The sequence below is a fragment of the Zunongwangia sp. genome, assembly GCF_048269745.1.
In the GTDB taxonomy this organism is placed as follows: domain Bacteria; phylum Bacteroidota; class Bacteroidia; order Flavobacteriales; family Flavobacteriaceae; genus Zunongwangia.
Genome location: NZ_JBLXIB010000002.1, coordinates 200,122 through 213,013, shown reverse-complemented (window position 1 = coordinate 213,013; position 12,892 = coordinate 200,122). Strand labels below are relative to the sequence as shown.

General features: G+C 32.9%; 16 protein-coding genes. 9 read left to right on the top strand and 7 right to left on the bottom strand.

From position 1 onward, the window contains the following. The first annotated feature begins 40 nt into the window (after positions 1-40). A complete protein-coding gene (locus tag ACN0WI_RS03725) occupies positions 41-724 on the top strand; it encodes a response regulator transcription factor (protein WP_417885280.1) in 684 nt (227 codons plus the stop codon). Further along, positions 724-1,767, top strand: a complete 1,044-nt coding sequence (locus ACN0WI_RS03720; protein WP_417885279.1) for a sensor histidine kinase — start codon at positions 724-726, stop codon at positions 1,765-1,767. The genes ACN0WI_RS03725 and ACN0WI_RS03720 overlap by 1 nt, the downstream gene beginning before the upstream one ends. Here the strand turns inward: ACN0WI_RS03720 and ACN0WI_RS03715 are convergent. Beyond that, a complete protein-coding gene (locus ACN0WI_RS03715; protein ID WP_417885278.1) occupies positions 1,750-2,829 on the bottom strand; it encodes a glycosyltransferase in 1,080 nt (359 codons plus the stop codon). The genes ACN0WI_RS03720 and ACN0WI_RS03715 overlap by 18 nt on opposite strands. A gap of 171 nt (positions 2,830-3,000) precedes the next feature. On the opposite strand from ACN0WI_RS03715, the gene trmB reads away from it, so the two are divergent. The 7 genes from trmB (at position 3,001) to ACN0WI_RS03680 (ending at position 7,678) form a co-directional block, all read left to right on the top strand. Next, positions 3,001-3,672, top strand: coding sequence for a tRNA (guanosine(46)-N7)-methyltransferase TrmB (trmB, locus tag ACN0WI_RS03710; RefSeq protein WP_417885277.1), 672 nt, complete (start codon positions 3,001-3,003; stop codon positions 3,670-3,672). A gap of 6 nt (positions 3,673-3,678) precedes the next feature. Further along, positions 3,679-4,302, top strand: a complete 624-nt coding sequence (locus tag ACN0WI_RS03705; RefSeq protein ID WP_417885276.1) for a LysE family translocator — start codon at positions 3,679-3,681, stop codon at positions 4,300-4,302. After that, the gene (locus tag ACN0WI_RS03700) at positions 4,302-4,637 is read left to right on the top strand and encodes an MGMT family protein (protein ID WP_417885275.1); all 336 of its coding nucleotides are present in this window, start codon (positions 4,302-4,304) and stop codon (positions 4,635-4,637) included. Before ACN0WI_RS03705 ends, ACN0WI_RS03700 begins: the two co-directional genes overlap by 1 nt. Positions 4,638-4,819: 182 nt before the next feature. Next, on the top strand, positions 4,820-5,959 hold the full coding sequence (locus ACN0WI_RS03695; RefSeq protein ID WP_417885274.1) for a P-loop NTPase: 1,140 nt from the start codon (positions 4,820-4,822) through the stop codon (positions 5,957-5,959). Between the two features lie 3 nt (positions 5,960-5,962). Then, positions 5,963-6,208: a NifU family protein gene (locus ACN0WI_RS03690; RefSeq protein WP_417885273.1), complete on the top strand. Its 246-nt coding sequence runs from the start codon at positions 5,963-5,965 to the stop codon at positions 6,206-6,208. A 21-nt stretch (positions 6,209-6,229) separates the two neighbouring features. Further along, positions 6,230-7,291, top strand: coding sequence for an NAD(P)/FAD-dependent oxidoreductase (locus ACN0WI_RS03685; protein ID WP_417885272.1), 1,062 nt, complete (start codon positions 6,230-6,232; stop codon positions 7,289-7,291). Positions 7,292-7,342: 51 nt separating this feature from the next. Further along, positions 7,343-7,678 (top strand): 2Fe-2S iron-sulfur cluster-binding protein, encoded by a 336-nt coding sequence (locus ACN0WI_RS03680; RefSeq protein ID WP_417885271.1) that lies wholly within the window; start codon positions 7,343-7,345, stop codon positions 7,676-7,678. Between the two features lie 317 nt (positions 7,679-7,995). Here ACN0WI_RS03680 and ACN0WI_RS03675 read toward each other — a convergent pair whose 3' ends face one another. From ACN0WI_RS03675 to rplM, 6 genes are all read right to left on the bottom strand, one after another. Beyond that, positions 7,996-8,769 (bottom strand): DUF3050 domain-containing protein, encoded by a 774-nt coding sequence (locus tag ACN0WI_RS03675; protein WP_417885270.1) that lies wholly within the window; start codon positions 8,767-8,769, stop codon positions 7,996-7,998. Between the two features lie 355 nt (positions 8,770-9,124). Beyond that, positions 9,125-9,844: a tRNA1(Val) (adenine(37)-N6)-methyltransferase gene (locus tag ACN0WI_RS03670; RefSeq protein WP_417885269.1), complete on the bottom strand. Its 720-nt coding sequence runs from the start codon at positions 9,842-9,844 to the stop codon at positions 9,125-9,127. 63 nt (positions 9,845-9,907) lie between these two features. Continuing rightward, complete coding sequence (gene tsf / locus ACN0WI_RS03665) at positions 9,908-10,732, bottom strand: translation elongation factor Ts (RefSeq protein WP_417885268.1); 825 nt, start codon at positions 10,730-10,732, stop codon at positions 9,908-9,910. A 93-nt stretch (positions 10,733-10,825) separates the two neighbouring features. Next, positions 10,826-11,710 carry a 30S ribosomal protein S2 gene (gene rpsB / locus ACN0WI_RS03660; RefSeq protein WP_417885267.1) on the bottom strand — a complete coding sequence of 295 codons (885 nt, stop codon included), beginning with the start codon at positions 11,708-11,710 and terminating at the stop codon, positions 10,826-10,828. Positions 11,711-11,874: 164 nt separating this feature from the next. Further along, on the bottom strand, positions 11,875-12,261 hold the full coding sequence (gene rpsI, locus ACN0WI_RS03655) for a 30S ribosomal protein S9 (protein ID WP_417885266.1): 387 nt from the start codon (positions 12,259-12,261) through the stop codon (positions 11,875-11,877). Continuing rightward, positions 12,261-12,716 (bottom strand): 50S ribosomal protein L13, encoded by a 456-nt coding sequence (gene rplM / locus ACN0WI_RS03650; RefSeq protein ID WP_417885265.1) that lies wholly within the window; start codon positions 12,714-12,716, stop codon positions 12,261-12,263. The genes rpsI and rplM overlap by 1 nt, the downstream gene beginning before the upstream one ends. Between the last annotated feature and the right edge of the window lie 176 nt (positions 12,717-12,892).

The window sequence follows — 12,892 nt, the reverse complement described above, 5'->3', positions numbered from 1 at the left end:
AACTACTTTTACTCCCATATTTGCAAAAATCAATTCCAAAATGAAGAAAAAAGACATCCGAATCCTTCTTGTAGACGACGAACCAGATATTCTTGAAATTGTAGGATATAACCTTTCCTCGGAAGGATATCAAGTATTTACTGCAGATAACGGCGTAGATGCCGTAAAACAGGCAAGAAAAAAAACACCACATCTAATTATTCTAGATGTAATGATGCCGGGAATGGATGGTATTGAAGCCTGTGAACAAATACGTAAAATTCCGGAATTGGAAGATACGATAATAACCTTTTTAACCGCACGAGGAGAAGATTATTCACAAATGGCCGGTTTCGATGCAGGAGCCGACGACTATATTACAAAACCTGTAAAACCAAAAGTATTAGTTAGTAAAGTAAAAGCTTTATTAAGGCGTTTTAGAGAAGATAGTAGTGCTGCCAATATTGTAAAAGTTGGAGATATTGTAATTAATAGAGATGAATATAAAGTGGTTAAGGATGAAGAAGAAATGATTTTACCACGGAAAGAATTTGAATTGCTTTCACTTCTAGCTTCAAAGCCAGGAAAAGTTTTCAAAAGAGAAGATATTTTAGATAAGGTATGGGGTAATGAAGTTGTAGTAGGTGGCAGAACCATTGATGTGCATATTCGAAAATTAAGAGAAAAAATAGGAGACCATAGCTTTAAAACAGTAAAGGGCGTGGGGTATAAGTTTGTAGTTTAATGGCGAAGAAATTTAAAAAATCATATACGTTTGCAGTAAAAACATCATTATATATTACTTTGTTTTTAAGCGGTTTATGGACCGCTTTTTCTTATTTTTCAGGGCATTTTTATTGGTGGGCTTTAATTGGTTTTGCTGTAATTTGCTATACATTTTCATTTTTTACAATTCAATATCGAGTAGAGAATTTTATTTATAAAAGAATAAAAAAAATCTACGATGATGTTTCGTTACTAGATTCTTCTACATTAAGGCCTAACCGTGTTACTACAGATATGGCTACACTTACTCGTGAAGTAGAAAAATTTGCAGAACATAAAAAGCTTGAAATTGAGACATTAAAAGTTAGGGAGAATTATAGAAAGGAATTTATGGGGAATGTTTCTCATGAATTAAAAACGCCTCTTTTTACCGTTCAGGGGTATATTTTAACCCTATTAGATGGTGCGATGGAAGATAAAGTAGTTCGAAAAAAATATTTACAACGTGCAAGTAAAGGTGTAGAACGTCTTATTTATATTGTGAAAGATCTAGATATGATTACGAAGCTAGAGACGGGAGATTTACATTTGGTGGTAGAAGATTTTGATATTGTAGAATGTATTCAAAACTCTTTTGATCTTTTAGAAATGAAAGCTGCTAAAAAAAATATCACCTTAACTTTCGATATGGCTTATAAAGAGCCTATTACTGTTAAAGCAGATAAGGAACGGATACAGCAAATAGTTACTAATTTAGTAGTTAATTCCATTAAATATGGCAAAGAAGGGGGGACTACGGAGATAAGTATCGAAAATCTAATAAAAAATAAAGTAATTGTTAGAGTAACCGATAATGGTGAAGGCATTGAAGCAGAAAATATTCCGCGCCTTTTTGAACGTTTTTATCGTGTAGACAAAAGTGGATCTCGAAAAGAAGGAGGTTCTGGTTTAGGATTATCTATTGTAAAGCATATAATAGAAGCTCACGATGAAAAAATTTACATAGAGAGTGTATTTGGTGTAGGTAGCGAATTTTCTTTTACCTTAGAAAAGGCCAAATAATTCCTCGAAAGGATAGTGATAATCAAATTTACTGAATCCAGTATATTCTTTTACATTTTTTAATTTATCCATATTAAAATTATCTTGCGAACAATAGGGAGCAATTCCTAATTTCATTAGTCGATTTGCTAAATATTCTTGTTCAAATTGTCCGGGTGTTGGTATAAAAAATGCCTTTTTCTCTAAATTTGCTAAGTCCATAAGGCTTGTGTATCCCGATCGGGATATTACTAAATCGCAACTATTTATAGCTTGTTGTAAGCGGACGCCATATAAGTTATTTTTAATATCGATGTTTGGGTTTTTGCTCTCAATTTTTTCTTTGGAAAAAACACCTCGAATAAACAAGATTTTTTTTGTTGTGTTTTTAAAGGTTTCTAAAAGTTTTTTTTCTAAAATAGTACGTTGAGGTTCCGGTCCCGATAATAGCATGAGATAATCGTAAATTATGGGGCAGTTTTTTTTCTTGAATCGGCTAAGTATTCCAATATACTTTGTTGGAAATTTAATTGTATCAGTATTGCTTAAAGTTCCACTTAAATTATTTTCGTTTGGAGTATCCGGAATCCAACATTCATCAAATTTTTTAATATATTTTTGATGCGCAATACTGCTAAAATAAGTAGTCATTCCAGAGAGTACCTGAATTTGGTGAGTCATAAAAACCGATTTAACTGCTTTATGGCGAACTCCTAATCGGTTATCTGAGAATATTCCTGAAATATCATATTTTTTAATAATCGATTTTGTTTGTTGTTTTTCAGCTTTAATTGCTTGTAAAATTTTAGGACTTTCAAAAAGAATTTTCCATTTTAAAAAATCTGGATTTTTACTATATGCTATGTTGTATGAAGGTAAATGTATTGCAATTAAATGCGGAAACTCTTTCCGAAGTAATTTTAAAGCATTGCCATCAGATGCTATAATTGGTTCAAAATTATATTTCTGTAAAGCATTAATAATTGGTATACTGCGGGCTGCATGCCCTAAGCCCCAATTTAAAACACCAACTAAAATTCGTTTTTTACGCATACTAAAAGTTATGGCTGAAAAAGTAGACATAAATCTGTTTTTCTATTTACTAAAATAGTATTAAATGATTTCTGAGTATAAAAAATAGAATTGAGTCTTGTTTATGTCGCTATTTAAATGGAAATTATACATTTGTAATAACTAGTTATACAGAAAAAACATTTTTTTATAACTAAATTTGCCAAAAATCAATTTTTATACGTGGGAAGTAAGAATAAATTAAAGCGTTTTAAAGAAAACGAAACATTCGAGAATGTTATACAACCTGATAGAGCAACCCTAGTTGAAGGAAATTTCGACTTAAAAGGAAAATGGAGTGAAAAATTCAAAAATGATAATCCAATTATTTTAGAATTAGGTTGTGGAAAAGGTGAGTATAGTGTGGGGCTTGCAACAAAATATCCCGACAAGAATTTTATAGGGATCGATATTAAAGGTGCTCGTTTTTGGCGAGGAGCAAAAACTGCTTTACTAGAAGGAAATAATAATGTAATGTTTCTACGAACACAAATCGAATTAATAGATTATGCGTTTGCAGAGAATGAGGTAGATGAAATTTGGATTACGTTTCCAGACCCACAAATAAAATATAAGCGTACGAAGCACCGTCTTACAAATGATGAATTTTTACAGAAATATAAAAAAATTCTAAAGCCGGATGGAGTTATTAATTTGAAGACAGATAGTGAATTTATGCATGGTTATACCTTAGGGCTTTTACACGGTCAAGGTCAAGAAGTAATCTATGCAAACCATAATGTCTATAAAAATGAAGGAGCTCCGGAAGAAGTTACACAAATACAGACTTTTTACGAAAAGCAATACTTAGAAAATAATAAGCCGATTACCTATATAAAATTTAGAGTTAAATAATAGCCTTTGGAAGAACTAAAGATTTTTCTTATCGTTTATTTTGCTGCATTTCTTGGTGTTTTGCCGCCAGGTCTTGTTAATATGACGGTAGCAAAAACTTGTTTGGAACGTGGTAAGAAAAATGGAATGTATGTAGCTATAGGAGCTTCTTTAGTGATCCTTATACAGGGTTTTATTGCAGTATTATTAGCCAAATATATTTTCGATCATCCATTTGTCCAGCGAATTATGCTACGTGCAGGACTAGTGATATTTATTATCTTAGGGATCTATTTCTTTATACAAGCACGGAACAATAAAACCGAAGTGAAAAGTAGTAATAAATCTTTCAATAACAACTTTTACAAGGGTATGCTAATAGCTGCTCTAAATGTATTTCCGATTCCTTATTTCTGTGCTATTGCAGGAGCTATGAATGTAGGCGTAGGCGTAAGTTATAATTGGTTAAAAATTACTTCTTTTGCTTTAGCTGCTTCTGCAGGTAGTTTTACCAGTTTATATTTATATGTTTTTTCTTTTGTTAAAATTGAAAATAAAGTTGAAAAGTTTACAGAGTATTCTAATTACTTTATGGCTGGTCTAATGCTAGTGCTTATTGTAGTAACACTTTTCCGAATTTATAATAATTAATGGTAGCAGAAAAGGATAATTTTTTTGAACGAGTATATCAAGTTACTCGAAAAATTCCTTCAGGAAGAGTAACCTCCTACGGAGCTATAGCTAAATATCTTGGTGCTACAAAGAGTGCTCGAATGGTCGGTTGGGCACTAAATTCATCCAAAAAGAAAGAGGATATTCCTGCTCATCGTGTTGTAAATAGAAACGGATTACTTACCGGAAAATCTCATTTTAGCGGAACTTTTGCAATGCAACAACTTTTAGAAGAAGAAGGAGTACAAATTTCAGATTCTAAAATAATAGATTTTAAATCAATTTTTTGGGATCCAGTCAAAGAGTTAAGTTGATATCTAGCTGTAAATTCTCATTTGATTCCTATTAAAACTTAGAAGCAGCACTAAACTGTGCAAACTGAAAACTCTATTTCAGAATCTAAATCAATTTTAAGCAAAAGCTTCTTATTCTTAGCATTTCAACTTATATTTGTGTTTAGAATCGATCTAATTAAGAATGTTTCTGAATTAGCAATATGAAAATAGATAGAAAAGAGATAATCAGTGCATTAGAGACTATAACTGTTGCCGGAGAAGGCAAGAATATGGTAGAAAGTGGTGCCTTGCAAAATGTGATGACTTTTGATGACGAAGTCGTGGTAGATTTAGTTTTAAATTCACCAGCATTACATATTAAAAAACGAGCTGAAGTAGATGTGATGAAGGCGATTCATCAAAAGGTCTACGAAAAAGCTAAAGTTACTGTTAATATTAAGGTTGATGCTCCAGAAACTAAAAGTAAAAAGCCTGAAATTAAAGGAAAACCCATTCCTGGAATAAAAAATATAATAGCAGTAGCCTCTGGAAAAGGAGGAGTTGGGAAATCTACTGTAACAGCTAATTTAGCAGTCTCCCTTTCTAAAATGGGCTTTAAAGTAGGAGTTTTAGATGCAGATGTTTATGGTCCATCAGTTCCATTGATGTTTGATGTTGCTGCGGAGCGACCGTTATCGGTTACCGTTGATGGTAAATCTAAAATGAAGCCTGTTGAAAATTATGGAATAAAAATATTATCTATAGGTTTCTTTACAAAACCAAATCAAGCAGTAATCTGGAGAGGCCCAATGGCTGCAAAAGCACTAAATCAGATGATTTTTGATGCTGATTGGGGGGAATTAGATTTTCTATTAGTAGACCTTCCTCCAGGAACCGGAGATATTCATTTATCAATTATGCAATCTTTACCTATTTCGGGTTCTGTTGTAGTAAGTACTCCACAAAATGTTGCCTTGGCAGATGCTAAAAAAGGAGTAGCAATGTTTCAACAGGAAAGTATAAATGTTCCGGTATTGGGAATCGTTGAAAACATGGCTTATTTTACTCCTGAAGAACTTCCTGAAAATAAATATTATATTTTTGGAGAGCATGGAGCAAGAAATTTGGCAGAAGATTTACAAGTACCATTTTTAGGTGAAATTCCATTAGTACAAAGTTTACGAGAATCTGGAGATATTGGCCGTCCTGCAGCAATGCAAGAAGGAACTCCGCTTGAAGAAGCATTCCAAGAGATTACTAGAAACGTAGTGCAAGAAACTGTAAATAGAAATGAAACCCTGCCTCCAACAGAAGCTATCAAGATAACAACTATGGCAGGTTGTAGTTCAGTTAAAAAATAAAAGATGACGAACGAAGAAGTAAAAATAAATGTAGAGAAGGCATTAGCCGAAATTCGTCCTTTTTTAGAAAGTGATGGTGGAGATATTTCATTAGTTTCTATTGAAGATGATAATCGCATAGTTAAAGTTCAGCTAAAAGGAGCCTGTGTAGGATGTTCTGTGAACCAAATGACGTTGAAGTCGGGTGTAGAAATGACTATAAAGAAATATGTACCCCAAGTGGAGCAAGTTGTTAATATAGAAGCTTAAACTCCGAATAATTTTTAAAGTATGATTAAAACAGATATGATTATTGTTGGCGCTGGGCCAACAGGACTTTTTACTGTTTTTGAAGCAGGTTTGTTAAAGTTAAAATGTCATTTAATAGATGCACTTCCCCAACCCGGAGGTCAATGTTCAGAAATATATCCTAAAAAGCCCATTTACGATATTCCTGGTTTTCCTGAAGTTTTAGCAGGAGACCTTGTAAATAACTTAATGGAACAAATTAAATCGTTTGAACCTGGTTTTACCCTAGGAGAGCGTGCTGAAACTATAGAAAAACAGGATGATGATACTTTTATTGTGACAACCAATAAAGGAACTCAACATCATGCACCTGTAGTTGTAATAGCTGGAGGGTTGGGAAGTTTTGAGCCTAGAAAGCCACCTATTCCTAATATAGCCAATTTCGAAGATAACGGAGTGGCTTATATGATAAAAGATCCTGAAGTTTATAGAAATAAGAAAGTAGTAATAGCCGGAGGTGGAGATTCTGCCTTAGATTGGGCTATTTATCTTGCCGATGTAGCTTCAGAAGTATCCTTAGTACACCGAAGAAAAGAATTTAGAGGTGCTCTAGATTCAGTAGAAAAAGTTGAAGAATTATCAAAGCTTGGTAAAATAAAATTAATTACTGAAGCAGAGGTAATTGGTTTAGAAGGTGAAAATGAATTAGAATCAGTGCTGATTCGACATAAGGATACCGCTCTAGGCGAAGAACGAAAAGAAACGCAACATTTTATCCCTTTATTTGGGCTTTCTCCAAAATTAGGACCAATTGCTGATTGGGGCTTAGAAATCGAAAAAAATGCCATAAAGGTTAATAATTCTTACGATTATCAAACTAATATTCCGGGTGTTTATGCAATTGGAGATGTAAATACATATCCGGGTAAGCTTAAATTGATTCTTTGCGGTTTCCATGAAGCAGCTATTATGTGCCAAAGTGCTTATCAGCGTATTTTTCCTGATAAAAAATATGTAATGAAATATACTACTGTAAGTGGTGTAAGCGGATTTGACGGTAGTAAAAAAGAAGCAAAAAAAGAAGTAGTAAAAAGTATAAGTTAAATAAATATTTGGTGGTATAGCCAATATATTTACAGGAGATGATTTTTAAGTATGTCTGATATAAAAGTAACCATAATCGATAGAGAAGGAGAGGCACATATTGTCGATGCCCCAACAGATATGAATATGAACCTTATGGAAGTAATTCGATCTTACGAGTTAGCTCCGGAAGGAACAATAGGTATTTGTGGAGGTATGGCTATGTGTGCATCTTGCCAATGTTATATTCTAAATTTAGAACATATGCTTCCTGAACAAAGTTTTGAAGAAGAAGATATGTTAGATCAGGCATTTTTTGTAGAAGATAATAGTAGGTTGAGTTGTCAAATTCCAATTACTGAAGATTTGGACGGATTAGAAGTTAAATTAGCTCCAGAATCTACTTAAAATATCTGTAATTAAAAAAATATAGTTATACAAAAATACCCTCTATGGGTATTTTTTTGTTTTTATTCGAAGCTTATTTCGTGTAAATTATAGAGTAAGTTGCAATGCACTTTCATAATAGTTCAATACCGATTTCTGTAAGCTTAAAATTGGTTTATTCTATTTTAAACCAGAGAAACTGATTACTTTTTTAGTTTTTCCTCCAGAAAATTTAGATGTTGATGTAACTTATAATTGACAAACTAGTAGACAATCATAAGCTCTGATGAAATTTTTACTGCTAATGATTGGCCACAGACTTTATTATTTGATGGAGTTTAAGAAGCTGTCTTTTGAACTTCTTCTTCAATACCATTCCATAATTTTATGCGAGCTTCTAGGGCTTTAGTAGCAATTTTTTGTACATCTCTCCATTTTTCGGAATTGTTACCACAAAGATGTGTAATCATTTCAAAAGCCATTGGTCCATGTTTATCGTCATCTAATTCAATATGACGATCAAAATAATATTTAAAAAGTTGAAGATCTTTTTCAGGAAAATTTTGCTGAATATTCTTAATAATAGAACTAAACATTCCCGGAATCAAGCCTTCTCTTCCAAAGGTGAAGGCAGCAGCTATTTTGTGAGGTTTACCTTCATAAATTAACTCAAAGGTAAACTTTACAAATTGCTTTATACTCCAAGGTAATTCGCTAGTAGCTATAATTAAATAGATATCGGTTCCATGGATAACTTGGTTTAAAAAGCTATTTATTTTAATAGTACTAGCTCCTGCTTTTTGCATAGCATCAATATACATCTCGTAGTGACTTTGGCGTTTTCCGTAGAAGTTCACATCGGTTTCTTCAGCTAAAACAATTTCATTAATCAAATAACGTGTTTCTGGGTTACCAATGGGAAACCAAGGTGATTTGGTTTGTGTTAAATGTTGTTGTAATGATTTTAAAAGTGACATAAAATCCCATACAGCATATACATGATGTTCCATAAATATTTGTAACTGCTCTGGAGTTTTTATTTGAGCATAAAGGCTATGGTCTAATAACTGAGTAACCTGTGGTTGTATATGTTGCTTTATTTTATCAATCATTTCACTTGAAATTTTGTGCAAAAATACTAGCTAAAACAGGATTATTAAAATTATAACACTCTTTTTAAAATTCTTAATTAGTTATTTAAATAATTTCCATTTACTTTAACTAAAAAATAATGCAATTCAGTATTGTAAATATCATCATTTTTTATTCCGACAAATCAAAAGATTTTTTACGGGTAGATGGGGTAGTGCCTATGAAGCAATTAGAATTAAAAAAAAAGTGTTGCGAGAAGTATAAAAAGGGAAAACGCTGTAAGCGTTGCCCATGTTTTGATTTAGTTTAAAGCTAGTTAAAATGCCAAAATAACTTTACAAGAGTCCTTTTTAATTAAAAGTTATTGATAGTAGCCTACATTTTTAAATAAAAGTCTTTTACTAAATTCTTATAGTCTTCAGTGTATAGATGTCTTTCTGTTTCTATAATTAATTCATCTTTTTCAAGAGAATCTACTTTAAATTTAAAATTTATTAAACATCGTTTAACTTTACTTTTAGAGTTTCCTTTAACGTAAGTGATTTTTGAAGGATGTAGTTTAAAATTTTCTGCTATTTTTAATAATGAAGCTTCAGCATCGCTAGGGATTATTATAGATAGAGTACCTCTGTCAGCTAATAATTTGCTGCTGCCACCTAAAAGTAAATCGAAAGGAAGTGCATCTTGAAAGCGTGCTTTATCTCTTGCTTCAGAAGTTGTTTTAAATTCTGGACCGTAGAATGGCGGATTAGAAATTATTAAGTCATATTTTTCTTCATCTTTCATTTCTTCAACAAATTCATCAAATTCCGCATGATAGCAGAATAGCCGATCGCCCCAATCACTATTTTCGAAATTATCAACAGATTGCTCGTAAGCATCTTCATCAATTTCCAAAGCATCTATAAGCATTGCTTCGGAACGTTGTGCCATCATTAAAGCTATAATCCCTGTTCCTGTTCCAATATCTAAAATACTCTCTGTATTTTTAATAGGAGCCCAAGCTCCTAAAAGTACTCCATCTGTGCCTATTTTCATAGCACATCGATCTTGTTCAATTTTAAATTGTTTAAAGTAAAAGGGTTTGTTTGGCATTTTGCTAAAATAAAAAACCGCTTCGAAAAGGAAGCGGTTTTGATATATAAGTTTGAAAACTAATTATCCAAGAGCTACTCTTTCAAAAGCAACTACAGTAAGATCTGAATCAACAGATTTTACGTATTGAGCAACAGTTTGTTTACTTTCTTTAATATAAGCTTGATTTACCAGCGTATTATCTTTAAAGAAACGTTTGATTTTTCCTTTAGCAATATTATCTAGCATTTCTTCTGGTTTCCCTTCAGCTCTTAATTGATCTTTAGCGATTTCAACTTCTTTTTCAATAGTAGCTTGATCTACGCCATCTTCGTTAAGTGCTAATGGGTTCATTGCTGCAGCTTGCATAGAAACGTTTTTAGCAGCTTCTTCAGCGCCATCTACATTTTTAGAAAGTCCAGTTAAAACAGCAATTTTATTACCTGCGTGGATATAAGAACCTACAAATGGAGCTTCTAAAGTTCTAAAATCTCCAATTTCGATTTTTTCACCAATAACACCAGTTTGTTCAGTAAGTTTTTCTTCAACAGTAATACCGTTGTAATCTGCAGCTAAAAGTTCTTCTTTAGAAGATTTAGTTAGTGCAATTTCAGCAAAGTCATTTGCTAATTTTACAAAATCTTCGTTTTTAGCAACAAAGTCAGTCTCACAATTTAAAGAAACGATAACTCCTTTAGTAGCATCTGCATTTACTTTTGAAATTGCAGCACCTTCAGAAGAATCTCTGTCAGCTCTTTTTGCAGCTACTTTTTGCCCTTTTTTACGAAGAATTTCGATAGCTTTATCAAAGTCACCATCAACTTCCACTAATGCCTTTTTGCAATCCATCATTCCGGCACCAGTAGCTTTTCTTAGTTTATTTACTTCAGCAGCGGTTATCTTTGCCATAGTATTTGTTTTAGTTTTAATGAATAAAGTCGTTTAGTTAATTTGTAAATAAAGAAACTAAACGACTCATATAATTTACCTAAATGTTATTATTTATTCTTCGTTTTTAGAAGAAGCTTTATCTAAAGTCTCTTGTTTAGATTCTAATTTTACATCTTCTTTAGCTTCACTCATGGCTTTTTTGTCTTCAGCATCTTTTGAAGGTACTTCAGCTTTAGCCTCTGGCATTTTAGGAGCTTTTTCTGTTTTTTCAGCTTTTTCTGCAGATTTTTTAGAATCTTTATTTGCTTTGCGTTCAGAAAGTCCGTCAACTATAGAATCAGAAACGTAAGAAACTACTTTTTGAATTGATTTAGAAGCATCATCGTTAGATGGAATTACGTAATCTACCTCACGAGGGTCAGAATTCGTATCCACCATTGCGAAAATAGGAATGTTTAATTTTTGAGCTTCTTTAATTGCAATGTGCTCACGAGTAATATCTACTACAAATAATGCCGCTGGAAGACGCGTCATGTCTGCAATAGAACCTAAGTTTTTATCTAACTTAGCTCTTAAACGATCTACTTGTAAACGTTCTTTTTTTGAAAGAGTGTTGAAAGTACCATCTTTTTTCATTCTATCGATAGAAGCCATTTTTTTAACAGCTCTACGGATAGTTACAAAGTTGGTTAACATACCACCAGGCCATCTTTCAGTGATGTAAGGCATGTTAGCTTTCTCAGCTTGTTCAGCTACAATTTCTTTAGCTTGTTTTTTGGTAGCAACGAAAAGAATTTTTCGTCCGCTAGCTGCAATTTTTTGAAGAGCTTGACCAGCATCTCCCATTTTTGCAGCAGTTTTATATAAATTGATGATGTGGATTCCATTACGCTCCATGTAGATATAAGGAGCCATGTTTGGATTCCAACGTCTGGTAAGGTGTCCAAAATGTACACCAGCATCAAGTAATTCTTTAACTTCTACTTTGTTTGCCATTTTTGTAATAGTTTACGTTCTGTTGAGATAGCAACAATCAAGTGGCGATTAAAATCGGCCTTGACTGTTTAGATGCTAAACTAACCTCTGCCAAAAATTGACAGAGCAACAACAAAATATATTTATAATTTAAATGTACTTTTAAGGGTAAAACCCTATAAATATTAACGCTTAGAGAACTGGAATTTCTTACGCGCTTTTTTCTGACCGTATTTTTTACGTTCAACCATTCTTGGATCTCTAGTAAGTAATCCTTCTGGTTTTAAAGTAGTACGGTTTTCTTCGTCTAAAGCAACCATTGCTCTAGATAAAGCTAGTCTAATAGCTTCTGCTTGACCAGTGATTCCTCCACCATATACGTTTACATTTACATCGAAAGTTTCACCGTTTTCAGTTAAGTTAAGCGGTTGATTTACTTTGTAAACTAACGTTCCAGTAGTGAAGTAGTCGTTTAATTTCTTTTTGTTGATTGTAATGTTTCCCGAACCTTCAGAAACATATACACGAGCCACTGCTGTTTTTCTACGGCCAATCTTGTGAATTACTTCCATTACTTAAGATCGTTTAAGTTAATAGTTTTAGGTTTTTGGGCTTCCTGATCGTGCTCAGAACCTGTATAAACCTTTAAATTGCGAAATAGAGCTGCTCCTAATTTGTTTTTAGGAAGCATTCCTTTTACTGCTTTTTCAACCAATCGCTCTGGTCCTTTCTCGAATAATTCTGAAGCGTTTAGACTCCTTTGCCCACCTGGATAACCGGTATGTCGGATGTATTCTTTACTATCCCATTTCTTCCCGGTTAAGTTGATTTTTTCTGCGTTAATAACAATTACGTTATCTCCACAATCAACGTGTGGGGTAAAGTCTGGCTTGTGCTTACCTCTAATGATTTTTGCAACCTTAGAAGCTAGGCGGCCAAGAGTCTGCCCTTCAGCATCAACAAGTACCCATTCTTTGGTTACTGTAGCCTTGTTGGCTGATACTGTTTTGTAGCTTAAAGTGTCCACACTAATTAAATTTACTAATATTAAACATTCCATTCCTTGAATCCCAAAGATATAACTAGGGGAATTTCAGGGGTGCAAATGTACAATTATAAATTTATATAGCAAATAAGACTTTTAAAATATTTAGTGTAAAAAAAGTTGATTTTCAACTAGCTAGCATTTTAAGGAATACGAAA